The following is a 23,160-nucleotide window of genomic DNA, read 5'->3' on the forward strand; positions in this document are numbered from 1 at the left end:
AGACCGCATTCCCTGTTGGAGCTGCCGCAGGCTGCGATCTTTTGGTCGTGTTGCCAGGCCCATGCCTATAAGTCAGCAAGCCGCTGGTTCACACCGCCATTGCTGACTACGACGCCGCGCTAGCCTCGGCCATCCGCGACTCCTCGCTGATTGTCGACGTCACCATCGTCGCGATAATCGACTTCAGGGCCAGTTGCCCCACGGGCTGGCCCTGTTCATTGGTGACCACCATCTCATCCAGCCCCGCCTCTACCAGGCGCTTGACCGCCGATTCGAGTGACGTGCCCACAGGCATGGCCAGCGTTGCGCCGGGCTTGACCCGTACAAAAGGGCGCATGATCGCGTCGACGCTGATCACCCGTCCTCGGTTCACTTCCTTGACGAAGTTGGCAATGTAGTCGTCGGCGGGGCTCATGACGATCTCCTGTCGGGTGCCTTGCTGCACCACTTCACCGTCGCGCAGGATGGCGATGCGGTCACCGATGCGCAGCGCCTCGTCGAGGTCATGGGTGATGAACACGATGGTCTTGCGGATCTCTTTTTGCAGGTCCAGCAGCACCGATTGCATGTCCATGCGGATCAGCGGATCGAGCGCCGAAAAGGCCTCGTCCATCAACAGGATCGGCGCATCGTTGGCCAGTGCCCGGGCCAGGCCGACTCGCTGCTGCATGCCTCCGGAGAGCTGATTGGGGTAGTGATTCTCGTAGCCTTGAAGTCCGACCCGATCCAGCCAGCGCCGGGCGATTTCTTGTTGCTTAGCTCGGGGCAAGCCCTGGATTTCCAGTCCGTAGACCGCGTTGTCGAGCACCGTCCGGTTCGGCAGCAACGCGAACTTCTGGAACACCATCGACACATGATGCCGCCGGAATTCGCGAAGGTCGTTGCGGTTCATTTTCAGTACATCAACGCCCCCCACGATGACTTCACCGGCGGTGGGTTCGATCAACCGGTTGATATGGCGGATCAAAGTCGATTTGCCCGAGCCGGAAAGCCCCATGATCACCTGGATCCCACCGGACGGCATGCTGATGTTGATGTCCTTCAAACCCAGCACATGGCTGTGATTGCTCAACAATTCGGACTTGCTCATGCCCTGTTTGACCCGCTCGATACTGGCCTGCGCCTGGTAACCGAAGATCTTGTACAGATGGCGGATTTCGATGCCAAAGTCGCTGCTCGGATTAGTGGCCATGAACCTTCTCCAGATGCTTTTGCAGCCGTCTGCCATACGCCTGGCTGACCCGATCGAAGATCACTGCGATGCCGACAATGGCCAGGCCGTTGAACATGCCCAGGGTGAAATACTGGTTGGAAATGGCTTTGAGCACCGGTTGCCCCAGCCCTTGAACGCCGATCATCGAGGCAATCACCACCATCGCCAGGGCCATCATGATGGTCTGGTTGATGCCGGCCATGATCGAGGGCAACGCCAGCGGCAATTGGACGTTTTTCAGCTTCTGCCAACTGGACGAACCGAAGGCGTCGGCGCATTCGAGCATCTCGGCGTCGACGTGGCGGATGCCCAGGTTGGTCAGGCGAATCATCGGCGGCAAGGCGTACACCACCACCGCAATCAGACCCGCGACCTTGCCGATGCCCAGCAACATCACCACTGGGATCAGGTAGACAAAACTCGGTAGCGTCTGCATCACGTCCAGAATCGGACTGACCAGATTGCGCAGTCGATTGGAGCGAGCCATGGCAATGCCCATCGGTAAACCGATAACGATGGAAATCACCGTGCACACGAAGATCATCGACAGCGTCTTCATGGTGTCGGACCACATGTCCAGGTACCCGATCGCCATCAGCGTGAATACGCAACCCAGCACGATTTTCCAGCTGCGACTGCCAAACCAGGCAATCAAGGCGACCAGCAAAATAATGATCGGCCATGGCGTGGTGGTCATGAATCGCTCGGCCTGATTCAGAAAGTACTGCAACGGCTGGAAGAAGCTTTCGAAGCTATCGCCGTAGGTGCTGGTGAAGTTTCGAAAGGCTCCGTCGATGGCCTTTTTCAAAGCCCGGAGCCGTTCGTCCTCCATGTGTGGAAAGCTTGATAGCCATTCCATGAGATTCCCCTTTTGTTGAAGACCTGGCAGTCGATTCAAGACATGGGTGTTCTTATTTTTATCGGCGCCCTGTGCGATGCAGCTCGACGTATCGGGCTGCATCGACTCATGGGATTAAAGCGCAGCTTTGATCTTGCCGCTCGCTTCAGGGGTCACCCATTGGCTCCACAGCGCTTCGTTATTTTTGAGGAAATACTTCGCGCCCTCCTCACCGGTCGCCTGGTTATCGGTCATCCAGGCAATCAGTTTGTTCACCGTTTCGTTGGACCAGGCGCGCTTGTTCAAGTACGCCATGACGGTCGGCGAGCGGGCGGCGAAGGACTTGGTGGTCAGGGTGTACACCCGATCGATCGGCCAGCCGTTGGGTTTGGGGTCAGGACAGTCGGCGACCGTGTTGCATCGCTTCCACTCCGCCGCGTCCACGGGATGGCCATTGTCCAGTTTCACCATCGGGTATTTGCCCAGTAGTGCCGTGGGTGCCCAGTAGAATCCGAGCCACGGCGCCTTGCGTTCGTAGGCTTTGGCGATAGAGCCGTCCAGCGCCGCTGCCGAACCGGTGTCGACCAGTTCAAAACCGGCTTTCTCGAAACCGTAGGCTTTGTAGAATTGTGCGGTGACGACAGTGCCGCCCCAACCTTGCGGGCCGTTGTAGATCGCACCTTTTTTCTTGTCGTCTGGGGCCGGGAACAGTTCCGGGTGTTTTTTCACATCGTCGAAACTCTTGATGTCCGGATGAGCGTCAGCGATGTATTTCGGAATCCACCAGCCCTGGGATCCACCGTCGCTCAACGAGTTGGCGGCCTGGATCAGGTTGCCGCTTTGTATGCCCGTTTTGGCGACCTCCGGAACCAGGTCGATCCAGCCCTCGGGCGCAATATCGGGCCGGCCCTTTTCGACCATGGAGGTGATGGTGGGCACCGTATCGCCCGTCACCAGGTCCGCGTTACAGCCATAGCCGGCATTCAGGATCAGCTTGTCGACGTTGGCCATCACTTCGGCGGATTGCCAGTTCATGTTGGCAATCGTTACATCCCCGCACTCAGCTGCTGCTACCCAGCCACTGAAGGCGACCATCGCCAGCGCCAGTCCAGTCTTCGAGAAAGACTTTGCATTCATAAACGCACCCTCGATTGCGGCCGGAATTAAGGAAGGGTCAACTACCGCGTCATTGGACCTTCTTTCTTGTCAGCAGAACGGGCAAAAGGACTCATTGAACGTGCGACCTGTGTCGCGGCGTCCAGACCTGCTTTTATTGTTTTATCGAAACCGTTTGTCACCATGCCCTCGAGGCCCGCGGCGGTGACGCCGCGGTAACTGCTCAGCATCTCCAGAAGTTCGTCGACCGAGTGTTCCTTGCCGATCAGCTGGCTGGCTTCCACGACCACGGCATGTGCGGCACGGCGGGCAACATCAGGCGCCAGGCCTCGGCTCAAGGCGTCGTCACACAGGCTGCGCGCCAGCAACGCGGGGTAGGCAGGCCCGGTTCCGACCAGCGCCGTCAGGTAATTCATCTGGTGCTCTTCGAAGACTTCATCGGCGCTGCCGAAGGTTTCGAACAGCCGCTGTGCAAACGTTTTTTGCTCGGCGCTGACGTCCGGTGCGGCAAACCACGGCGTATAGGATTTGCCGATCTCGGCGGCGGCATTGGCCATGGCGCGAATCACCTGGCGGCTACCGGTTTGCTGCATCACCTCGTCCACGGACACGCCGGCCATCAGGGAAATCACCAGACTGTTTTGAGCTGCAATCCGTACTTGGGCAAATTGCTCCGGACGTACCGACACGATTACCACCTCACAGCGATCCACCAGCGCCTGGTTATCCTGCGTGACCGTCACCTGCGGCCACTGGGTCGTCGATAAGGGATGGCGGGCGCTGCGGTTCGACAGGACCAGCGACTCAGGCCGGATAAACGACTTTTCGAGCATCGTCAGGGCAATCGAACGGCCAAGCCATCCCGATCCACCGATAATGCCTATCGTGGGTTCTTCAAACATTTGAACCTGCCTTCGTCAGTCGGAAGTCGCCGGTGACACCTCGTCCATCTCGTAGCCATGGCGGGCGTAGAAGCGTTTCAATTCGCGCTCCAGGGGTTCCTGGCCGGTGAAAATCTTCACGTATTCGGGAATCCGCCGCATACGTTCCCCGACGTCCTCTCGGGTATTGGTACTGATGTAGCCAATCTGTGTCAGGTAGATCGTTCGAGCCCGCACGTCGGCGGCGTTGAAGTCGTAGTCGAAGCGCACGAACATGCGGATCAAGGCTTCGCGCCTGGCGATGTCGGCCACCCTGATGTGCTCGGACACTTCAGCGGACTGCAAGGCCCAACTGCGCATGGCGAATTCGAACTGTGAATCAAACAGGTCCGGGTTAAGCCAGCAGTCGAAAACGTTCAGCATCGCCTCGGCAATGCTCTCGGCGTAACACTCGGTCTGGGCCACCAGATTGCCGGTGTTCTTCACCCGCCAACGTTCGATCAACGCACTGAGCAGCTCTTCACGATCCTTGAAAAACCAGTAGAAGCTGGTTCTCGACAGCCCGAGTTTTTTCGCCAGCGGCATCACCCGCACGGTGTCCACACCGCACTCGGTGAGGCTTTCGTACGCGGCATCGAGCCACCCTTCCGGCGACCCTCTCCAGCCTGTGTCCATCACTTTGGTTTGTTCGTTCATGGCTCGATCCTAGTCGCTGATCCGACGTCACGCAAGTAAAATGTACACCTGTGTCCAGCTTGTTGACACAGGTGTACATTTCACCCTAACGTAATTTCAAACCTGGTCCGCTGTCGCTTCCGGAGAGTCTTGACGATGCTGAATGATCCGCTCCTCCAGCCCTATCAGTTGAAGCACCTGACACTGCGCAATCGCATCATGACCACCGCCCACGAACCGGCGTATCCCGTGGACGGCATGCCCAAGGACCTCTATCGCGCCTACCACGTCGAACGGGCAAAGGCCGGTGTGGCCTTGACCATGACGGCCGGCTCTGCGGCGGTTTCCCGGGACAGCCCACCGGTGTTCAACAACATCCTCGCCTACAAGGATGAGGTGGTCGGCTGGATGAGGGACCTGACCGACGCCTGCCACGAACATGGCGCGGCGGTGATGATTCAACTCACGCACCTGGGTCGCCGCACCCGTTGGGACAAAGGTGACTGGCTGCCTGTGGTGTCGCCGTCGTTCGAGCGCGAGGCGTCTCACCGTTCCTTTCCGAAGAAAATGGAAGACTGGGACGTGGAGCGCATCATCAAGGACTACGCCGACGCCGCGGAGCGGATGAAATTCGCAGGTCTGGATGGCATCGAACTGCAGGCCTACGGGCACTTGATGGATCAATTCTGGTCGCCGCTGACCAATGATCTGGATGCGCCGTACGGGGGGTCGATCGACAACCGTCTGCGTTTCACCTTCGACATCCTGCGCGCCATTCGCCAGCGCGTCGGCCAGGAATTTATCGTCGGCGTGCGCTACACCGGCGACGAGCAATTGCCCGGCGGACTGACGCCCGCGGATGGCCTGGACATCTCCAGACGCTTGAAAGACAGCGGCATGGTGGACTTTCTCAACGTCGTCCGGGGGCACATCGACACGGACGCCGGTCTCACTGACCTGATTCCAATCCAGGGCATGCGCAACTCCCCGCACCTGGATTTCGCCGGAGAAATCCGCGCCGCCACCGACTTCCCGACCTTCCACGCCGCGAAGATTCCCGACGTGGCCACCGCCCGCCATGCCATCGCCTCGGGCAAGGTCGACATGGTCGGCATGACCCGCGCGCACATGACCGATCCCCATATCGTGCGCAAGATCATCGAAGGTCGGGAAGAAGATATCCGCCCTTGCGTCGGCGCCAACTATTGCCTCGACCGGATTTACCAGGGCGGCGCAGCTTATTGCATCCACAACGCAGCCACCGGCCGGGAAACCACCCTGCCCCACGACATTCCAAAGGCAGCAAAGAAACGCAAAATCGTCATTGTCGGCGCGGGTGTCGCCGGGCTGGAAGCCGCGCGGGTGGCGGCCGAGCGTGGTCATGAGGTGGTGGTGTTCGAAGCCGCCAACCAGGCGGGCGGACAGGTTCGGCTGACGGCGCAGTCCGAGCGCCGGCGGGAAATGATCAGCATCGTCGAATGGCGCATGGCCCAGTGCATGGCGCGGGGTGTCACCTTCCACTTCAACACCTGGGCCGAGGCCAGCACTGTCCACGACGAGAACCCAGACGTGGTCATCATCGCCACCGGCGGCCTGCCCCACACCGAGATTCTCTCGAGCGGCAATGAGCTGGTGGTCTCGACCTGGGACATTATTTCCGGGGACGTGAAGCCTGGGCGCAATGTTTTGCTGTTCGATGACGCCGGCGACCACGCCGCACTGCAAGCGGCAGAATTCATCGCCAGGAGCGGCGCAAAGATCGAGATCATGACGCCGGACCGAACCTTCGCCCCGGAAGTCATGGCGATGAATCTGGTGCCCTACATGCGCTCGCTGCAAGCGCTGGACACGACCTTCACCGTGACCTTCCGCCTGCTTTCCGTTGAGCGCGACGGAACAGACCTGCTGGCGACCATCGACAGTGACTATGGCAGTGCGCGCAAGGTTCGACGGGTCGATCAGGTGGTGATCAACCATGGCACCCGCCCTCTGGACGAGCTGTATTTCGAATTGAAACCCGCCTCCAGCAATGGTGGCGTGGTTGAGCATCACGATTTGATCGTCGGCAATCCCCAACAGGTCGTGACGCATCCCGAGGGGCGGTTTCAGTTATTTCGAATTGGTGATGCGGTTGCTGCGCGCAATACCCACGCAGCGATTTACGATGCGTTAAGGTTGGTCAAGGATCTATAAACGACGAGATTCCTGCAGCAGCTGGTGAAGCCTGCATCCTGTGGCGAGGGGATTTAGCGAAACGTCGCACCGCCCCGTTCGGCTGCGCAGCAGTCGTAAAGATTCTGGGGCCGCTGCGCGACCCAACGGGGATAAATCCCCTCGCCACAGGGTGCAGGGTGCAGGATTCAGGGTTCAGGGTTCAGGGTTCAGGGTTCAGGGTTCAGAGTTCAGAGTTCAGAGTTCAGAGTTCAGAGTTCAGAGTTCAGAGTTCAGGCTGCAGGCTGCGCCAGCTACGAAGACCATAGAGGTAAACACTCATGCCAAACAAAGACACCCCCTCCTGGAAAATCGCCGGCAAAAACGGCGTTCAAGGACCGGTGGCAGGCTCGCAGTATTACTGCGCGGACACCGATGACTGGCAGCCCACCACCACGCCAGGGTTCTGGATCAAACCGCTGTTCGAGGACGCCTCGCGCGGTGAAAAAACCATGCTGATGAAGGTCGACCCCGGCGCTCATGCCGCCAGCCATACCCATGAAGGAGAGCTGGAGCAGTTGTTCGTCCTCCAGGGCTCGTTCTTCGATCAGAATCGAACGCTGAACGTCGGCGATTACTGTTGCCGCGCCCCCGATGCGGCCCACAGTGCTGGTTCGGTCGACGGCGCCGTATTGATGGTGGTTTACACGCGGCGCTGAGCTGCACCCTAAATTGCCATCCTATTATTCACATTACGTGCGCAACGCCTTCACTTAACCGCTCTTGATGCAAGATCTGCGAGGTTGCTATCCTGTCGGCGGCCAACCGCATGTCACTCATGCCGTTCGCGCAGATTTCAACACGCATCGGCGGTGCTTCGACGGTGATTCTGGCGACCATTCTCCTGGGGATTTTCGCCTGAGGCCTGCGCAGGAACATCTCTTTGAACGTTGGTTGATGGATTACGGCCCCACCGCAAAAAATCTCGAACTCCAGCCTTGTCGCTGCATCCAATGAACAGACAACTGGAGGTAACGACATGAACAACGACGACCGTTATACCGATGGCAAAGCACCTGCAACGTCAAACGCTCCGCCACAGGATACGTCCGGCAAACCGGTGAACGTGGTTGAGAGAGACCTAGAGGACCCCGACAGCGACACCAAAGGCGTCGATGAAGCCATCACGCCCTCCTCGACCCGAACCAAAGAGCAGGACGCTGAAGAGCTCAATCGAAAAGTGGACGAGATAGAACGCAAGGTTGCCGACGGCAACTGATCCCCCACTTGACGCAGGAGGCCATTGCAGGCCTCCCGCGTCGGGTTTTTCAAGAGGTACCCAATCCTCGCGACAGGTCAGCTGGAGTATCGCTGGCAGTACGTTGTTGCCCTCCCGCGTTTACATCCTCATCCGAATGATCAGTGGTTTTGGTCACGGTATCGCGGACCGCTTCGAAGCCCTCGCGAGCCTGTTGTTTGACCTTATCGGTCAGTCCCGCACTGGTCTTGCCGAGATAGCGTTGTTCGGTCGCCGTCGACGGCAACGCAGCCCCCAACATGGCCCCTAATGCGATACCCGCAGCCGCGACCATCAAAGGCTGTTCCTTCAACAACTGCGTGAACTGATTGCTCATCACCTGGGTACTGTGCACCAACCGATCGCTCGCATCATGCATGGCGTGGCTGATGTTATCGGTGGCGGCGCCCAGGTTATCGGTCAGGTTCGCCGCTTTGCCTTTGACGGATTGATAGCCCTCCTTGAGCGAGTCGGCGGTGTCGTGCAAATGGTGACGCGCGCTGTCGATGCCGTCCGCCAGGCCATCGGCCCACTCGCCGGTGTTCTGATCCGGCCCGACCTTATAGCCGGGACGCGGTGCAGGTGGACGATTCTGACTCATCATCAACCACAACAATCCCACCGACGTCAGCACGGCGGGCACGGGATTGTTGCGCACGCTGGTCCCCAGGTTGGACAGGAACACTGTGCCATTGCTCTGCATCAAACCCAGCGCCTGATCGAACATCTGCCCCGGAGTGAATTTGCTCTCCAGTGCGTCCACGATGTTGCCGATACTGGCACGCTGCGCGTCGATTTCACGCTCGATCGTTTCCGGGCTTTTTTCCGACTCAAGTTCGAATTCACTGTTCATGAGACTTTCCTCCGCAGCGCTTCCTGATCTTTATTCAGCGCGTCCAGTGTGCGATCCGGTTTGAAGCGGGACGGCTCGAATTGTTTTTTTCCTGACTGCAACATGGCGAACCCGATGATCATCACCACGACCCCGACGATCAACGCCGCCAGCCACGGCGCCATCACCATGGCCAACGCGTAGACCGCCGACATCAGCAAGATGATGAACCCGGCCAACAGCACAATCGCACCGCCGGCGACGCCGGCAATACCGGCCTTGAGTGTCGTGAGGCTGGCCTGAAGTTCGGCTTTGGCCAACGCCAGCTCCTTGGTAAACAGCGCAGGCACTTCCCGCGACAACTGCCGCAACAGCCCCACCACCGAAGCGTCAGTATCGACCGCAGGCACCGGTCTTGAGCCCGGCAACTCAGTATCTTCTCTGTTCATCACAATGCTCCGTTGAAGTCGGACGTTGGTCTGGCAGGCGTTGCGAAGTCCGAAGGGTGGTCTTGCTCATTTGGCGAGGCTGGCGTGATGCCGGTGGCCAAGCCAGCACCCGAATCGGTGCGTGGCGGGACAGACGTTTCATACGGTCGCTGCGCCCCGAAACCACCGGAAGGAGGATTGGAGCTGCCCATGGCGGGGTCACTGTCGCGGGTGGTGGTATAGGCCGCAGACGTGCCCGCTTTCAGGAATCGCGACAGGCCGAAGCCCAGGGCAACACTGCCGGCAATGAACAGCGTGGGGTTGCTGCGCGCCAGATTGGCTGCATCGTGCAGCAGCTGTTCGGCACTTTTGCCACGCAGATTACCGGCCAGCCCGCTCATGGACTCGGCCATGTCGGCCAGGTAATCGGACATGCCGAGCGTGTCCTTGCTTTCAATCTCGGAGACGAAAGATTTCGCCCCCTGGGCCAGTGCCTCGATCTGGTCTGCCGCTGTGTCACGGTACTGCCCGAACTGCACATCCCCCTGCTGGCGCGCATCACCCAGGGCCTCGGTAACGCCCTCCTTCAAATGTTGAAAATCGGCTTCCGGTCTTCCGGAGTCCTGACGATCGGTCTGACCGTCAGTCCTGCTGTCTGAACTATTCATGACGTCCCTCGCTGTTCAAAAAAAGCGTTATCGGGTACGCCACGAGCGCTCGCAGCCCCCCTCAGTTCAGATGACGGAGCGACGTTGAAAGGAGTTCCAACAAAATGATGAGCGACGTGAGCCCTCGGATACACGGGAGGAAACGCTCACGGACAAAGGAGAAGTAAAAAGAATTTCAAAGAATCACTGCGGTCTATCACTGACCATCGCAAGAGTAGGCATTCATGAAATTCGCACAATTCTGCCAGGCACTCTCCAATCGAGCCGGCAGCTCAAAAACCTTCCTCACCGCCATTGTCCTGATCATCGTATGGGCGCTCACAGGTCCCTATTTCCACTACAACGACACGTGGCAACTGATCATCAACACCTCCACCACGATCATCACGTTCCTGATGGTCTTCCTCATCCAGAACACCCAAAACCGCGACAACGATATCTTGCATCTGAAAATCGACGAGTTGATTCGAGCCACTCAGGAGGCACAGAACGCGACTTTGTCATTGGACAAAATGGGCAGTCGGGAACTGCGCAAGCTGCGTAAGCATTACAGCGCTTTGGGGGATGTTGAGGCGATCAAGGTGAGTGATTGAGGCCTACGGCAAACGCACCCAATACGTGGAAAAAACGCAGTTCGGTCGGCTTCTGATCTGCACTTGATCTGCACTTGATCTGCTTTTGATTTGCTTTTGATCTTCTTGCCCCCTCGTAAGGCCGAGCGCAGGTTCTGCGCAGTGGGCAACCCGGCATGGATGCCGGGTTAGCCGCCCCCGGCCATGGATGGCCGATGGCGGCGGGCCCACGGAGCAGGACCGGAGCGAGGGTATGCCGAGCCTCAGCGAGGCACCGCACGAAAGGGGCAAGAGCCCTTGGTTACTTGGGGCTCTTCCAAGTGACTCGCCGTAAGGGCGAAACCAATAGCCGCCGTAACCGCAGAAATGGATATGGACACCAGCAAGAATCTCACCGCCGATCAGGCCGCCATCGCTGGCAAGCCAGCTCCCACAGTTTGATCGGGTACATCAGCAAATATCGATCGGCTATGAGGGCGCCATCGCCGGCAGGCCAGCTCCCACAGTTTGATCCGAGTACATCAGGGAGATACTCATCGGCTGTCAGGCCGCCATCGCTGGCAAGCCAGCTCCCACAGTTTGATCCGGGTGCATCAGGGGATACTCATCGGCCATGAGGCCGTCATCGCGAGCAGGCTCACTCCTACAGTTGATCGGGGTACATCCGGAAAAAACGGTCGTTCATGAGGACGCCATCGCGAGCACGCTTTGCTCCTACAGTGGATCTGGGTGCATCGGGGTTAGACAGGTTCCCCTCGGACGGTCTGATCGACTACCATGCCGCCGCCGGTTTCCACATGGGATTAATAGGGAATCCGTGATGCTCACACAGCATCAAACGGAACTGCCCCCGCAACTGTAGATGCTGAGCCTGCTCCACGAACGCCACTGGGATCATCCCCGGGAAGGCCGGGGCCAGGCGATGACGCATCAGTCAGGAGACCTGCCGGCCAAGCAAATCACTAACCGGCGGGGTGTCCGGGAAGGACATCCTTGCCGCGTGCGTCACTTCGGTGATCGGCCTTGCACTGCCTTTGCAGCAGCGTTCGATGATGTGTTTCCAGACCGTATACCTCGGCTCCCCTGTACGGTTCAAATGGAGATCGCCCCATGCTGCTGCCCCGCTTCGCCACCCTCCTCTCCACCCTCCTATCGGGCCTGGGCTTTTGTGCCCTCGCCCAGGCGACCCCGACTCAGTACCCCCTCACCGTCGAAAACTGCGGCAGCACGCTGACGTTCCAGCACGCGCCTGTCCGGGCCGTGACCATTGGCCAGGCCGGCACTGAAATGCTCTATGCCATGGGTTTGAGCGACAAGCTGGTCGGCACATCGCTGTGGTTCAACGATGTCCTGGCCACGTACAAAGCCGAGAACGACAAGATCGAACGCCTGGCCGACAACGAGCCGAGTTTCGAAGCGGTGATCGGCAAACGTCCTGAACTGGTGGCGGTGGAGCTGGAATGGATGGTCGGTCCGCAAGGCGCAGTGGGCACTCGCGAGCAGTTTCATGAGCTGAATATTGCGACCTACCTGATGCCCTCCGATTGCGAAGCCAAAGACAACCTGGTCGGCGCCGATGGCACGCGGCTGGAGGCGTTTCGCATCGACAGCATCTACAAAAGCATCAGCCAATTGGCGCAGATCTTTGATGTTCAGGCCCGTGGCGAGCAGTTGAACGCCGAACTCAAGGCCAGCCTGGCGAAGTCGATGGCCACGGTGCAGAACAAGGACCTGAAGCACACCAGCGCGCTGTTCTGGTTCTCCAGCGCCAGCCTCGACATCGACCCGTACGTCGCCGGCCACAAGGGCATCCCGGATTTCATGCTCAACACCTTGGGCGTGCGCAACGTCGTTGAGTCCAACGAGGAATGGCCGACTGTGGGCTGGGAAACCATCGCCAAGGCCAACCCGACGTTCCTGGTGATTGCACGTATGGACCGCCGACGATTCCCTGCTGACGATCATGAAAAGAAACTGCAATTCCTGCGCAGTGACCCGGTGACGCGCAACATGGACGCGGTGAAAAACAACCGGATCATTATCCTCGACGCCATGGCGATGCAGGCCAGCGTCAGAATGTTCGATGGCCTTGAAACACTGGCGACCGCCATCAATGGCTACGACCTGCCGCAATGACCAGGACGTTGATTCGCACGCTGCTGGCGTTCGTGACACTGCTGCTGGCAGTGATCGCTGGCGTGGCCATTGGTGAAACGCCGATCGAGCCGGGCGTGGTGTTCCAGGTGTTGGCCAACAAGCTGTGGGCGGCCGGGCATGTGCTTGATCCCATCGACGAAGGCATCGTCTGGAACTACCGCCTGACCCGCGCACTGGTGGCCGCTGCCTGTGGCGCCGGGCTGGCGACTTGCGGGGTGATCCTGCAGTCGTTGTTGCGCAATCCGTTGGCTGATCCTTACCTGCTCGGCATCTCCGCCGGCGCGTCCACAGGTGCCGTGCTGGTGGCGTTGCTGGGTGTGGGGGCTGGCGCGGTTTCGTTGTCCGCCGGGGCGTTCGCCGGCGCGGTTGCGGCCTTTGCCCTGGTGATTCTGCTGGCGCGTGTCAGCGGATCGTCCAGTGGCACCGGGCAGATCATTCTGGCGGGAATCGCCGGCTCGCAGTTGTTCAATGCGCTCACGGCGTTTCTGATCACCAAGTCGGCCAGTTCCGAACAGGCGCGCGGCATCATGTTCTGGCTGCTGGGCAATCTGAGTGGCGTGCGCTGGCCATCGGTGTGGTTGTCGGTGCCCGTGGCGTTGCTCGGTCTCGCGGTGTGCCTGTGGCACCGGCGAGCGCTGGACGCCTTCACGTTTGGTGTCGACTCCGCTGCGTCGCTCGGCATTGCGGTACGCCGGGTGCAGTTTTTGCTGGTGGGGTGCGCGGCGCTGGTGACGGCGGTGATGGTGTCGATTGTCGGCTCCATCGGGTTCGTCGGGCTGGTGATTCCCCATGCCGTGCGCCTGCTGCTGGGGACTCGACATGCGCGCTTGCTGCCTTACAGCGCGCTCGGAGGTGCGCTGTTCCTGATTGCCGCTGACGTGCTGTCGAGGACGTTGATCAAGGGCCAGGTCATCCCGGTCGGGGTGATTACCGCGCTGGTGGGTGCGCCGGTGTTTGCGCTGATCCTGGTCGGTCGGAGGAATGCGCGATGAGTGCCGGTGAGTCTGTATTGAGCTGTACGGGGCTGGGCTTCAATGTCCGTGATGCGCAGCTGCTGCACGACATCCACCTGGACATTCGGCGCGGAGAAACCCTGGGTGTCGTCGGGCCGAACGGCTCGGGCAAATCCACCCTGCTCAAGCTGCTCGCGGGTGTGCGGGTGCCCACTCGGGGCGAGGTCCGGCTGGGTGAACAGCGCCTCAAGGACTTGTCGCGCCGCACGGTCGCGCAGATCCTTGCTGTGGTTGAGCAGCAGGCGGATACCGATGATTCGATCAGTGTGCTCGATGCCGTTTCACTGGGAAGAACGCCCTGGCTGTCGGCGTTGCGTCCGTGGTCGCGCGAGGACGACGCGATCGTCCAGCAAGCGCTGCATGATGTCGATGCCACCCACTTGAAAACCCGTACCTGGCGCAGCTTGTCGGGGGGCGAACGGCAGCGCGTGCACATCGCCCGCGCCCTGGCCCAGCGACCGCACATTCTGTTGCTGGACGAACCGGCCAATCACCTGGACATCCAGCACCAGCTGGCGATTTTGCAAGTGGTGCATGCGCTGCCGGTGACGACGGTGATCGCCCTTCACGATCTCAATCAGGCACTCGGCTGTGATCGCCTGGCGGTGCTGGAGCGAGGCCGGCTGGTGGCGTTGGGTAATCCGTTTGAAGTGCTGACTCCGCAACGCCTGCAGGACACATTTGGGGTGCAGGCGCACTATCTGATTGATCCTTATGACGGTGCGCGGATTCTGCGGTTTCGCAGTGCTCCGGTTGCCTGATCTTGCGCATCTGCAGCAACCGCAAAACCTGTAGCAGCTGCCGAGCCTGCGAGGCTGCGTTCGGCTGCGAAGCAGTCGTAAATCCTGGGTCCGCATTCTTTCAGGTAAACCGTATCTCCCGGATTGCGACTGCTGCGCAGCCGAACGCAGCCTCGCAGGCTCGGCAGCTGCTACAGGGGACGGTGGTGGGATCGGCAGCTGCTACAGGGTGAAGTGGTGTGGCTAATCAGGAATACGCCTCCACCATCCATTTCACCCTCGCCAACGCCGCCTTGAGCGTATCGATATCCACCGACCCGAGTGCCAGGCGAATCGCATGGGGTACGTGCACCGAAGTGGCGAAGGGTTCGGCGGTTGAAACGGCGATATTTTCTTCCATCAACGCCTTGGTAATCTGATCCGCCCTGGCGTCCTCCGACAGCGGCAGCCACAGGAAATACGACGACGGATGGGTGACGCAACGCAAACCGTCCAGCGCTTGTGCCGCGATGATCTGCCTGGCCTGGGCATCCCGGCGCTTTTCCTCCTCCAGCTGCATGACGGTGCCGTCGTCGAGCCAGGCGCAGGCAATGGCCGTCATCACACCCGGTGTGTTCCAGGTGGTCGACCGGATTGTTCGTTCGATGGCGGCGACTTTTTCGATCGGCGCGGCAACGAAACCCACGCGCAAGCCGGTGGCGATGCTCTTGGATAAACCGGAGACGTAAACGGTTCGCTCCGGCGCCAATACCGCCACGGGCAGCGGCGGGTTTTCGGCCAGAAAAGCATAGGCAGCGTCCTCGATAATCAATAGGTCATGCTTGCGCGCGAGGGCTACCAAGTGTTCGCGTTGTTCCGCGCTCATTACCCAGCCCAAGGGGTTGTGCATCGTCGGCATGGTGTACACCGCCCGCACGCGCCGACTGCGGCAGAGTTTTTCCAGCGCATCGAGATTGGGGCCACTTTCAGCGGCAGGAATCGGTGCGATTTCAAGGTGCAGTGCTTCGGCCAGCACTTTGAAACCGGAATAGGTCAGCGCGTCTGCGGCAATCACGTCGCCGGGCTTGAGAAAAGCCATCATCGTTACCGCCAACCCGTGCTGGGCCCCGCTGACCATCAGCACCTGCTCGGCCCCGACCGTCAGCCCCCGAGCGCCCAAATGCCGCGCCACCGACACGCGCTCGTGCAAGCGCCCCGCGTGTGGCTGATAGCGCAACAAGGCCTCCAGATCGCCGCCCGCCGCCAGTTGGCGCAGGCCACTGCGCAACAAATCACCCTGGCCCGGCAGCGAGGGATAATTGAAGTTGAGGTCGATCATCCCGGCGGCCACGTCTTGCTGATCGATGCCCAGGTTGGGGGGCAGCGAGGTCTCCCTGACGAACGTGCCCCGGCCCGTTTCCCCACTGACCAGGCCCATGGCCTCCAGCTCGCCATAGACGCGGCTGGCCGTTACCAGCGCCAGCCCTTCACGGCTCGCCAGTTCACGGTGGGTGGGCAGCCGTGTGCCCGGCAGTAATCGGCCAGCGCGGATATCGGCAGCGAACGCATCGACCAGTGATTTGTAGCGGGATCGGGGCATCGGGATGTATCCATGACAATTTTTTGATTGTCTTTATTCTCGTCCCTAGGATGGCGTTCTGCAAATGTGAGACTGACGAAATGGAACGCGCATCGAACCTGCAAAACCTTCCCCTGGAAAAGACCGCGAGCGGCTGGCTCAACGGGTTTATCGGCGTGCTGATCTTCAGCGGTTCGCTGCCTGCCACTCGGGTCGCCGTCCTGGAATTTGACCCGGTCTTCCTGACGGTTGCCCGCGCCAGCATCGCCGCCGTCCTGGCGGTGTGCCTGTTGCTGGTGTTCAAGGAGCAGCGCCCTGCCCGGTCGCAACTGTTGCCCTTGGCTATCGTGGCCTTGGGCGTCGTTCTAGGCTTTCCGTTGCTGACAGCGCTGGCGTTGCAGTACGTAACGTCGGCGCACTCGATTGTCTTTGTCGGTCTGCTGCCGTTGGCCACGGCGGTGTTCGGCGTGATGCGCGGTGGCGAGCGTCCGCGTCCGGTGTTCTGGCTGTTTTCGATTCTGGGCAGCCTGCTGGTGGTGGGCTTCGCGTTGTCCCAGGGACTCACCGCGTCGCCGATCGGAGACCTGTTGATGCTGCTGGCGATCCTCGCCTGCGGGCTGGGTTATGCCGAAGGAGCGAAGTTGTCCAGAACACTCGGCGGCTGGCAAGTGATTTGCTGGGCGTTGGTGCTGTCGCTGCCGGTGATGGCACCACTGGCCTGGTGGCTGGCGCCGACCTCCTTCTCGGGAGTAACCATGCCCGCGTGGTTCAGCCTGGCGTACGTGTCGCTGTTCAGCATGTTGATCGGTTTCGTGTTCTGGTATCGCGGGCTGGCACAGGGCGGCATCGCCGCGGTCGGCCAACTTCAATTATTGCAGCCGTTTTTCGGCCTGGCACTGGCGGCAACGCTGCTGCATGAACATGTCAGCCTGGGCATGCTGGGCGTGACCGTTGCAGTGATTGCATGTGTCGCGGGGGCGAAAAGGTTTTCAAGGTAAAGACCCATGGCAGGCTCACGACTTGTTCCGTGTCCTGCTGAGCGCCGGTCACTGGTTAATGGAAGAAGCGCCGGAGAAGACCATTGCAGCGATTCGTGAATCTATTGCACCCTGATCACTCATCTTCAGGGATGACGTATACAGAGCCAGCCGTTGCGGCAATGAGTGCCTGTCAGGGCACCTAATTCAAGAGGAAAAAACGTGGTCACTTGCTATCTGAGGTATGTGCTTGATCCCTACCAGATCAAGGCGTTCGAACACTACGCAAACTTGTGGATTCCACTGGTGGAGAAATTCGGCGGACAGCATCACGGCTACTTCCTGCCGTCCGAGGGCGCCAACAACATCGCCATGGCCATGTTCACCTTTCCCAGCCTTGCGGATTACGAGCGCTACCGGCAGGACTCCATGAAGGACGCGGCGTGCATCGCGGCGTTCCAGTACGCCGAAGAGACAAAGTGCATCCTGAGTTATGAACGCAGTTTTTTCCGGCCGGTGTTTGGGGATCAGCAGCAGTAGGTGATGATGCGGTGGCCTGTTCTGGCCTCATCGCGAGCAGGCTCACTCCTACAGGGATTGTGGCTGGCTGAGGATTTTGTGCTGTGCCTGGATCCTGTGGGAGCGTGGCTTGCCCGCGATGGCGGCAAGCCTGTTGCTGAAAACTCAGGTTTCCAGTGATCCCCGCCGCGCCTCAATGGCTGAATCGATGATGGTGCGCGCGGGGACATTGATCCAGGTGGCGACATCGATGTCGCCTGTCGATGCCAGCCATTGTTCAACCATCTGATAACCCAAGGTGTAGCCCAGCCATCTCGGGTAAGCACCGAACCCAAAGAACCATTCGCTGTGGTTGTAATGCGTAGAGTCGAGGGTCTGCGGCTCTATTGGTATTTGCAGGAGCTCGGCCGGTGTGACGGCTCTTTCCCAGGGCTCCGGCTCGCTACCGAGCAGATGACCGACAAACTGGCCCGCCAGCCCTTCGCTGACCAAGGCTTCACCCAGCGTCCAGCCGTAGCCGGGGCCGGCCATGCGCAGGCAATGATGAACCTCATGGATGATTTGTCGGTGCAGCGTGCCGTTGCGCAGGCTTGCGAGGAAGTTCGGGTTGTCGGGATCGAGGGTCATCGAAAACAGGGTGCTGCGAACGGCTCGCCCGACAAGGCCCATTTCCGGGATGGTTTCGCCGGGCAGCGTCTGGATCAGGATATCCAGCCGTGGCGCTGGCATCAGCCGGGAAATGGATTGGTAAGCGGCGGCGAATTCGCCAATCACCTCGGTTCGAAAGTCGTCAAGGTTTCCCGAAGCTTCCAGCCAGTGCAGTGTCCATGCGTCCATTGATATCTCCTTGAATTCGTTGCAAAGGCTAAGCTCCACTGAGCCAAGCGGCCCATCATATCCACCGGAAGCCACCCTGACCATGCGCCCGAATACCTCACTTTTTTCCTCGCTGCTACTGCTGGGCCTCGCCCTCGCGACCATGGCCGGTGCCGAGAACCGGCCCGATCACATGGTCTATTTGCGCACGATCGATCCCGGCATCGAGCAGGATGTCCGCTACGCCAGCGCTCACAACTTCACCGGTCATCCGCTTGCCGGATATGACGCCGCTGAGTGCCTGCTGACGGTGGAAACGGCCAAGGCGCTCGCCCGGGTGCAGACGGCATTGCGCGCCGAGGGTTATGGCTTGAAGGTTTTCGATTGCTATCGCCCGAGCCGCGCCGTGGCGGACATGGGCCGGTTCGCGACCGAACCGGGGGATCCGCGCAAGGCCGAGTTCTACCCCCGCGTGGACAAGCAGGATTTCTGGCGCCTGGGTTATGTGGCGCGGGTGTCGGGGCATTCCAAAGGCTCAACCGTGGACCTGACCCTGACCGGGCCGCAGGCGCTGCCTGCCAACAAATGGACGCCCGCGGCCGCACCGGTCGATTGCACGGCGCCTTACGAGCAGCGCTGGCATGACGGCGGGGTCGATATGGGCACCGGTTTCGATTGCTTCGACGAGCGCGCTCACCCTGACAACCCGACGATCAACGCAACGGCGAAGGCCAATCGGCAGCGCTTGACCCGTGCGATGGAAAAAGAAGGATTTAGCGGGTATTCGAAAGAGTGGTGGCATTTCACCTACGCGGGCGAGGTCGCCAAAAAAGAGGTCATGGATTTCCCCATCACGCCCCTGGCCACCCGCGATGTGGTCGACGCCAGCCAGCAGTTGATCGTGGTCACGTCGAAAAACTGGGAGGACATCCAGGGCAGCGCCCAGCGTTATGAGCGCGACGGCAGCACCTTCAAAAAGTCCGGCGACGCCTTTGCGGTGGTGCTCGGCAAAACCGGAATGGCCTGGGGCAAGGGACTCTTTGAACCCGGCGAAGGTCCGGTCAAACGCGAAGGCGACGGGAAAGCACCTGCCGGGGTCTTCAAGCTCGGAACGGCATTCGGCTTTGATCCGGTTGCGCAGACAAAACTGCCCTACCTCGCCCTCACGCCGACCACCGAATGCGTGGATGACAGCCAATCCAGTCGCTACAACGAACTGGTCGATGGCTCGGTGATTTCAAAGGACTGGAGCAGTTCCGAACACATGCGCAATGAGGATGTGTTGTACCGCAAAGGCATCGTCATCGATCACAACACCCCGGCGATGCCGGGCGCCGGATCCTGCATTTTCTTCCACATCTGGCGCGCCCACACCGCCCCGACGGCGGGCTGCACGGCCATGGATCAGGCGGATATTTCCCGGTTGTTCAACTGGCTGGACCCTCGCGAAACGCCGCTGCTGGTGCAAATGCCCGAAGCGCAATACGAGCAGTTACGCGAACCTTGGGGCCTGCCGCAGCGTTGAACCTCAGCCCTGCTTCAAATCGAGACAATAGGTGTAGTAACCCGTGTCACGCACATAGCCCAACGACTCGTACAACCGCTGCGCGCTGAAGTTATCTGTGGCGGTTTCCAGCGTCATGCCTTTACCGCCGGACAACACGACGAACGATCGCGCCGTGTTCATCAACAGCGTCCCCACCCCGCGACCTCGCGCGTTGGGCGTTGTGAACAGGTCCCCGAGCAACCAGGTGCGGTGCGCATCGATGGAGGAAAACGTCGGGAACAACTGCACAAATCCCAGCGCCTCACCCGCCTCGTCCTGAACGAAGAAAATCACCGACTCATCCCGCGCAATGCGCTCGGCGATGAAGTCGCGGGACTGGGGCAGGTTTGAAGGTTGGCCGTAGAAACCGCGATAGGCATCGAATAGAGGGGCGATGAGGTCGAGGTGACTGGCGTCGGCGCGCTGGATTTGGAGGGGCATGTTGATCGTCTCCGTACGGGGGGGGGGGGTGATCCGGGAATGATAGATCAAAAGATCGCAGCCTCCTTTCACTCTGTAGGCGCTGTCGAGTGAAACGAGGCTGCGATCTTTTGAAGCCTCCCGATTTTTGGTGCACGGTAGCTGTAGGAAAACTCGCGTTTTGATGAAGTCTTTAGGTGGGATTTTTTATTTGTGTGGGCTGTTTGGGCCCCGTCACTAGCAAGCCCGCTCCCACGGGGGGCCTGTGTATCTGGAGAATGCGGGGCTGATGCTGGTGATGGCGTTGGTGCGCGGGTCGTCGTTTTGAGGGGCTTGTTTAATCGGTAGGACGATCACTTCTTGAAAGCTACAGCGCCTTGCGTGGATGCCTACAGGTACGCCAGAATCCGCCGGCTTGTGCGCCTTGGGTGCGGGCTCTATCGTTTGTCGGTCGCTGAAAAACAGCGATTGGGTTTGGTAGCCCGGTACCTGGTGCATAGCGCGATCTAGATCGGAGGCTTTTTTGATCCTCTGTATTTATGGTGGCCATGCGCAGGGCGTCCTCGGACGCGCCGGGTTTTCCAGGTGTACCGGTCTACCAACCTACGTATGGCCGCCACCCTCGTTTGGTAGCGAGGTTGATGGCTCCACATTCCTAACCTGGAGTTTCATCCATGCCCAAGGTAACGCCCAATCCGCCGGCTACCGATCCGGTAGCACCCAGTGAAAATCCCGATTCAGAGAATCCCCACAACGCAGCCAATCGCGCGCCTTCTATCGCCGACATCAAAGCCACCCCGCACAAACTCTGCACCTTCTTCACCGTCAACCCCGACCTCGATAACGAAACCCTGCTGGCCTATGCCTGCGAGTCTCTGGCGTCGGCGAATGTGATGGCTACCGATCTGGTGGATCATCTGGAAGGGACGTCGCGTAATGCGTTGCTGGGCATTGCGCAGGTCATCATGCTGGGCGAGTTGGTGGTGAATCGGGTGTTGGATCGAATCGAATCTCCGGCGTGATGGCTTAATCCAAAAATCAAAAGATCGCAGCCTCGTTGCACTCGACAGCTCCTTGAGTGCAATGAGCCTGCGATTTTTTGATCTTGTCCAATCCCCTCAAGAAACGGAGTTCAAATGAAGACTGACTGGCAACAAATTCGAGACATGATGAACACGGCGATCGACAGCTGCGAGCAGATCGAGGCGGCGGGGTTCAGCGAAAAACATCGTGACGCGACGGTGAACATCAAGGGGGTCGATTACTCGGTTCAGGAGTTTCTGATCAGCGCTTGGACTTTGCCGGAGAATATCCGCTACCAGATCATTCGCGAGCGACACGACGCCGGGCATGATCTGCCTTATGTGCCAGAGGCTGCGCGGATTCTGGTCGCCATGGCGCAGGCGTGTGCAGAACTTGTGGGGGCTCAGGACAGTGCTCCGGCCAACACCGCCATTGAAGGGATGAAGCATTGGTACACGGCTTATGCCGTGCCTCATATGCTGGCGGCGATCGAGAAGGCTGCCATCGCGCCCAGCCCAAGGTAGCCATAGGCAGCGATCCGAAGCGGCTGGCATCGCCCAAAGGTTTCGCCGGACGGACCTTGCTGGCGACTTCCACAAATGGCGTGACGATCAGGTTGTAGATCGACCCATACAGGTCTCGGTCCTTGTCGCCGATGCCAAACCGCAGCGCTTCTGGCTTCGACGTGGTCACGTACAGCGTGCCGAACATCCAGTCCCACAGTGACATGTTGACGCCGAAGTTCTTGTTGAAGTGTCGCGGTGCATCGCTGTGATGAATCTGGTGCTGGGCCGGGCTGTTCAGCACATGTTCGACCAGCGGCCCGAACGAGCACCATACGTGGCTGTGACGCAGGTTCGCCGCCAGACCGTTGAGGATGAACACCATGTACGTCACGCCGAACAACGTGTAGCGGCTGACTTCCCCGCCACAGGCGTACCAGACGACGCCGGCATAGAGGCTGATGACGATTGTGGAAGAGAGTTTTTCCACGACCTTTTCCACGAAATGCACCCGGCTGGCGGTCGCGGGTACGAGGACACGCGCCGAATGATGGACTTTGTGGAAGGCCCAGAGCCATCGGGTGTGAAAGGCGCGATGGGACCAGTAGTTGATGAAATCCTTCAGCAGGAATACGCCCAGGCCGTAGAGCAATGAGAGTGCGAGGTGATCCTGCACGTGCACGCGGGCGCCCCAGAGGTTTGTGAAGAACGCGATGTAGTCGCCGGAGCGCAGGATGAGTGGGTCTACCAGGCCGACGATGGGCAGCACCAGCGCGATTTTGAGGATGGCGCGTACGAAGTAGTAACGGTAATCCAGCAACGCGGATTGGTGAAAATGCACCCGGTGCCCGCCGATAAATTGCCAGAAAGACCGCGCCTCGGTGACACCGCGATGTTTCCGATATCGATAGAGGCTGTAGGCAATGGCGTACGAGATGGACAGGAACAGCACACCTAACCGGCCGTTCACATCAAAGAGGCTAAGGAACTGGTGGCTGACAGGCTTGATCACCCACAAGATCAGGTAGTCAACAAGTGCTGTGAATGCATCCACGACGGGTTCGCCTCCTTCAAGGGAAGGGCGTGGGGTTCGGTGAAGCAGGCGATAAGTGTAGCCCCGCCTCGACTGCTTGCACCCTCCTGCGCTCATCACTCGGTCGATAAATGCCGTACCTGCTGGCTCTTTCGCTATGTAGTTTTGTATATTGCGTCACTCA

At 59.7% G+C, this 23,160-nt stretch carries 22 protein-coding genes, 2 pseudogenes and 1 riboswitch; of the genes and pseudogenes, 12 read left to right on the forward strand and 12 right to left on the reverse strand.

All coding sequences use genetic code 11. The features are described from left to right. Nucleotides 1–106 precede the first annotated feature (106 nt). The 5 genes from H7698_RS17765 to H7698_RS17785 all read right to left on the reverse strand — a co-directional run bounded on the left by H7698_RS17765 (nucleotide 107) and on the right by H7698_RS17785 (nucleotide 4,744). The gene (locus tag H7698_RS17765) at nucleotides 107–1,192 is read right to left on the reverse strand and encodes a quaternary amine ABC transporter ATP-binding protein (RefSeq protein WP_162440627.1); all 1,086 of its coding nucleotides are present in this window, start codon (nucleotides 1,190–1,192) and stop codon (nucleotides 107–109) included. Beyond that, entirely contained in the window at nucleotides 1,182–2,045 is an 864-nt protein-coding gene (locus H7698_RS17770) for an ABC transporter permease (protein WP_442966307.1), read from the reverse strand. The genes H7698_RS17765 and H7698_RS17770 overlap by 11 nt, the downstream gene beginning before the upstream one ends. A gap of 141 nt (nucleotides 2,046–2,186) precedes the next feature. Next, the gene (locus H7698_RS17775; RefSeq protein WP_162440625.1) at nucleotides 2,187–3,188 is read right to left on the reverse strand and encodes an ABC transporter substrate-binding protein; all 1,002 of its coding nucleotides are present in this window, start codon (nucleotides 3,186–3,188) and stop codon (nucleotides 2,187–2,189) included. A 41-nt stretch (nucleotides 3,189–3,229) separates the two neighbouring features. Next, a complete protein-coding gene (locus H7698_RS17780; protein ID WP_194692318.1) occupies nucleotides 3,230–4,069 on the reverse strand; it encodes a pyrroline-5-carboxylate reductase family protein in 840 nt (279 codons plus the stop codon). 15 nt (nucleotides 4,070–4,084) lie between these two features. Continuing rightward, nucleotides 4,085–4,744: a TetR/AcrR family transcriptional regulator gene (locus H7698_RS17785; protein WP_162440623.1), complete on the reverse strand. Its 660-nt coding sequence runs from the start codon at nucleotides 4,742–4,744 to the stop codon at nucleotides 4,085–4,087. A 135-nt stretch (nucleotides 4,745–4,879) separates the two neighbouring features. Here H7698_RS17785 and H7698_RS17790 point away from each other — a divergent pair, with 135 nt between their 5' ends. The 4 genes and pseudogenes from H7698_RS17790 (at nucleotide 4,880) to H7698_RS17805 (ending at nucleotide 8,153) form a co-directional block, all read left to right on the forward strand. Continuing rightward, nucleotides 4,880–6,916 carry an NADH:flavin oxidoreductase gene (locus tag H7698_RS17790; protein WP_194692319.1) on the forward strand — a complete coding sequence of 679 codons (2,037 nt, stop codon included), beginning with the start codon at nucleotides 4,880–4,882 and terminating at the stop codon, nucleotides 6,914–6,916. Nucleotides 6,917–7,215: 299 nt separating this feature from the next. Continuing rightward, a complete protein-coding gene (locus H7698_RS17795; RefSeq protein WP_194692320.1) occupies nucleotides 7,216–7,593 on the forward strand; it encodes a cupin domain-containing protein in 378 nt (125 codons plus the stop codon). Between the two features lie 80 nt (nucleotides 7,594–7,673). Then, nucleotides 7,674–7,796: pseudogene (locus tag H7698_RS17800) on the forward strand (2-hydroxycarboxylate transporter family protein); the annotation flags it as partial. A gap of 117 nt (nucleotides 7,797–7,913) precedes the next feature. Further along, nucleotides 7,914–8,153: a hypothetical protein gene (locus H7698_RS17805; RefSeq protein ID WP_194692321.1), complete on the forward strand. Its 240-nt coding sequence runs from the start codon at nucleotides 7,914–7,916 to the stop codon at nucleotides 8,151–8,153. Nucleotides 8,154–8,202: 49 nt separating this feature from the next. Here H7698_RS17805 and H7698_RS17810 read toward each other — a convergent pair whose 3' ends face one another. Genes H7698_RS17810 through H7698_RS17820 form a run of 3 tightly spaced genes read right to left on the reverse strand, consistent with a single transcriptional unit; the run spans nucleotide 8,203 to nucleotide 10,099 of the window. Next, nucleotides 8,203–9,024: a DUF3618 domain-containing protein gene (locus H7698_RS17810; RefSeq protein WP_194692322.1), complete on the reverse strand. Its 822-nt coding sequence runs from the start codon at nucleotides 9,022–9,024 to the stop codon at nucleotides 8,203–8,205. Further along, a complete protein-coding gene (locus H7698_RS17815; protein WP_194692323.1) occupies nucleotides 9,021–9,452 on the reverse strand; it encodes a phage holin family protein in 432 nt (143 codons plus the stop codon). The genes H7698_RS17810 and H7698_RS17815 overlap by 4 nt, the downstream gene beginning before the upstream one ends. After that, a complete protein-coding gene (locus H7698_RS17820; protein WP_194692324.1) occupies nucleotides 9,452–10,099 on the reverse strand; it encodes a hypothetical protein in 648 nt (215 codons plus the stop codon). The genes H7698_RS17815 and H7698_RS17820 overlap by 1 nt, the downstream gene beginning before the upstream one ends. Before the next feature lie 224 nt (nucleotides 10,100–10,323). Here H7698_RS17820 and H7698_RS17825 point away from each other — a divergent pair, with 224 nt between their 5' ends. From H7698_RS17825 to H7698_RS17840, 4 genes are all read left to right on the forward strand, one after another. Next, on the forward strand, nucleotides 10,324–10,692 hold the full coding sequence (locus tag H7698_RS17825; protein ID WP_162440612.1) for a low affinity iron permease family protein: 369 nt from the start codon (nucleotides 10,324–10,326) through the stop codon (nucleotides 10,690–10,692). Nucleotides 10,693–11,441: 749 nt separating this feature from the next. Further along, nucleotides 11,442–11,636: riboswitch (cobalamin riboswitch) on the forward strand. 145 nt (nucleotides 11,637–11,781) lie between these two features. Further along, nucleotides 11,782–12,807, forward strand: a complete 1,026-nt coding sequence (locus tag H7698_RS17830; protein ID WP_194692325.1) for an ABC transporter substrate-binding protein — start codon at nucleotides 11,782–11,784, stop codon at nucleotides 12,805–12,807. Further along, entirely contained in the window at nucleotides 12,804–13,820 is a 1,017-nt protein-coding gene (locus H7698_RS17835) for a FecCD family ABC transporter permease (RefSeq protein WP_194692326.1), read from the forward strand. Before H7698_RS17830 ends, H7698_RS17835 begins: the two co-directional genes overlap by 4 nt. Then, the gene (locus H7698_RS17840; RefSeq protein WP_194692327.1) at nucleotides 13,817–14,602 is read left to right on the forward strand and encodes an ABC transporter ATP-binding protein; all 786 of its coding nucleotides are present in this window, start codon (nucleotides 13,817–13,819) and stop codon (nucleotides 14,600–14,602) included. Before H7698_RS17835 ends, H7698_RS17840 begins: the two co-directional genes overlap by 4 nt. Nucleotides 14,603–14,828: 226 nt before the next feature. Here H7698_RS17840 and H7698_RS17845 read toward each other — a convergent pair whose 3' ends face one another. Then, nucleotides 14,829–16,160, reverse strand: coding sequence for an aminotransferase-like domain-containing protein (locus tag H7698_RS17845; RefSeq protein ID WP_194692328.1), 1,332 nt, complete (start codon nucleotides 16,158–16,160; stop codon nucleotides 14,829–14,831). A gap of 80 nt (nucleotides 16,161–16,240) precedes the next feature. On the opposite strand from H7698_RS17845, the gene H7698_RS17850 reads away from it, so the two are divergent. Together H7698_RS17850 and H7698_RS17855 are read left to right on the forward strand one after the other, a co-directional pair. After that, a complete protein-coding gene (locus H7698_RS17850; protein WP_194692329.1) occupies nucleotides 16,241–17,137 on the forward strand; it encodes a DMT family transporter in 897 nt (298 codons plus the stop codon). Between the two features lie 201 nt (nucleotides 17,138–17,338). Next, on the forward strand, nucleotides 17,339–17,656 hold the full coding sequence (locus H7698_RS17855; protein WP_194692330.1) for an NIPSNAP family protein: 318 nt from the start codon (nucleotides 17,339–17,341) through the stop codon (nucleotides 17,654–17,656). A gap of 144 nt (nucleotides 17,657–17,800) precedes the next feature. Here the strand turns inward: H7698_RS17855 and H7698_RS17860 are convergent, their stop codons facing one another. Further along, the gene (locus tag H7698_RS17860; protein WP_194692331.1) at nucleotides 17,801–18,472 is read right to left on the reverse strand and encodes a DUF2268 domain-containing putative Zn-dependent protease; all 672 of its coding nucleotides are present in this window, start codon (nucleotides 18,470–18,472) and stop codon (nucleotides 17,801–17,803) included. Between the two features lie 82 nt (nucleotides 18,473–18,554). Here H7698_RS17860 and H7698_RS17865 point away from each other — a divergent pair, with 82 nt between their 5' ends. Further along, nucleotides 18,555–19,976, forward strand: coding sequence for a M15 family metallopeptidase (locus H7698_RS17865; RefSeq protein WP_194692332.1), 1,422 nt, complete (start codon nucleotides 18,555–18,557; stop codon nucleotides 19,974–19,976). Between the two features lie 3 nt (nucleotides 19,977–19,979). Here the strand turns inward: H7698_RS17865 and H7698_RS17870 are convergent, their stop codons facing one another. Next, on the reverse strand, nucleotides 19,980–20,438 hold the full coding sequence (locus H7698_RS17870; RefSeq protein ID WP_194692333.1) for a GNAT family N-acetyltransferase: 459 nt from the start codon (nucleotides 20,436–20,438) through the stop codon (nucleotides 19,980–19,982). A gap of 653 nt (nucleotides 20,439–21,091) precedes the next feature. Between H7698_RS17870 and H7698_RS17875 the strand changes: the two genes are divergently transcribed. Beyond that, nucleotides 21,092–21,439: a DUF6124 family protein gene (locus H7698_RS17875; protein ID WP_194692334.1), complete on the forward strand. Its 348-nt coding sequence runs from the start codon at nucleotides 21,092–21,094 to the stop codon at nucleotides 21,437–21,439. Nucleotides 21,440–22,001: 562 nt separating this feature from the next. Here H7698_RS17875 and H7698_RS17880 read toward each other — a convergent pair. Next, nucleotides 22,002–22,997: pseudogene (locus H7698_RS17880) on the reverse strand (sterol desaturase family protein); the annotation flags it as partial. Between the last annotated feature and the right edge of the window lie 163 nt (nucleotides 22,998–23,160).

Origin of the sequence: Pseudomonas sp. p50(2008), from assembly GCF_015351605.1 — a bacterium.
GTDB lineage: Bacteria > Pseudomonadota > Gammaproteobacteria > Pseudomonadales > Pseudomonadaceae > Aquipseudomonas.

Coding starts and splice junctions, on each gene's coding strand:
- H7698_RS17835 (WP_194692326.1), top strand. CDS start 12,804: ATGACCAGGACGTTGATTCGCACGCTGCTGGCGTTCGTGACACTGCTG.
- H7698_RS17830 (WP_194692325.1), top strand. CDS start 11,782: ATGCTGCTGCCCCGCTTCGCCACCCTCCTCTCCACCCTCCTATCGGGC.
- H7698_RS17795 (WP_194692320.1), top strand. CDS start 7,216: ATGCCAAACAAAGACACCCCCTCCTGGAAAATCGCCGGCAAAAACGGC.
- H7698_RS17875 (WP_194692334.1), top strand. CDS start 21,092: ATGCCCAAGGTAACGCCCAATCCGCCGGCTACCGATCCGGTAGCACCC.
- H7698_RS17850 (WP_194692329.1), top strand. CDS start 16,241: ATGGAACGCGCATCGAACCTGCAAAACCTTCCCCTGGAAAAGACCGCG.
- H7698_RS17810 (WP_194692322.1), bottom strand. CDS start 9,024: ATGAACAGTGAATTCGAACTTGAGTCGGAAAAAAGCCCGGAAACGATC.
- H7698_RS17815 (WP_194692323.1), bottom strand. CDS start 9,452: ATGAACAGAGAAGATACTGAGTTGCCGGGCTCAAGACCGGTGCCTGCG.
- H7698_RS17805 (WP_194692321.1), top strand. CDS start 7,914: ATGAACAACGACGACCGTTATACCGATGGCAAAGCACCTGCAACGTCA.
- H7698_RS17820 (WP_194692324.1), bottom strand. CDS start 10,099: ATGAATAGTTCAGACAGCAGGACTGACGGTCAGACCGATCGTCAGGAC.
- H7698_RS17790 (WP_194692319.1), top strand. CDS start 4,880: ATGCTGAATGATCCGCTCCTCCAGCCCTATCAGTTGAAGCACCTGACA.
- H7698_RS17765 (WP_162440627.1), bottom strand. CDS start 1,192: ATGGCCACTAATCCGAGCAGCGACTTTGGCATCGAAATCCGCCATCTG.
- H7698_RS17840 (WP_194692327.1), top strand. CDS start 13,817: ATGAGTGCCGGTGAGTCTGTATTGAGCTGTACGGGGCTGGGCTTCAAT.
- H7698_RS17785 (WP_162440623.1), bottom strand. CDS start 4,744: ATGAACGAACAAACCAAAGTGATGGACACAGGCTGGAGAGGGTCGCCG.
- H7698_RS17825 (WP_162440612.1), top strand. CDS start 10,324: ATGAAATTCGCACAATTCTGCCAGGCACTCTCCAATCGAGCCGGCAGC.
- H7698_RS17780 (WP_194692318.1), bottom strand. CDS start 4,069: ATGTTTGAAGAACCCACGATAGGCATTATCGGTGGATCGGGATGGCTT.
- H7698_RS17845 (WP_194692328.1), bottom strand. CDS start 16,160: ATGCCCCGATCCCGCTACAAATCACTGGTCGATGCGTTCGCTGCCGAT.
- H7698_RS17775 (WP_162440625.1), bottom strand. CDS start 3,188: ATGAATGCAAAGTCTTTCTCGAAGACTGGACTGGCGCTGGCGATGGTC.
- H7698_RS17770 (WP_442966307.1), bottom strand. CDS start 2,045: ATGGAGGACGAACGGCTCCGGGCTTTGAAAAAGGCCATCGACGGAGCC.
- H7698_RS17860 (WP_194692331.1), bottom strand. CDS start 18,472: ATGGACGCATGGACACTGCACTGGCTGGAAGCTTCGGGAAACCTTGAC.
- H7698_RS17870 (WP_194692333.1), bottom strand. CDS start 20,438: ATGCCCCTCCAAATCCAGCGCGCCGACGCCAGTCACCTCGACCTCATC.
- H7698_RS17865 (WP_194692332.1), top strand. CDS start 18,555: ATGCGCCCGAATACCTCACTTTTTTCCTCGCTGCTACTGCTGGGCCTC.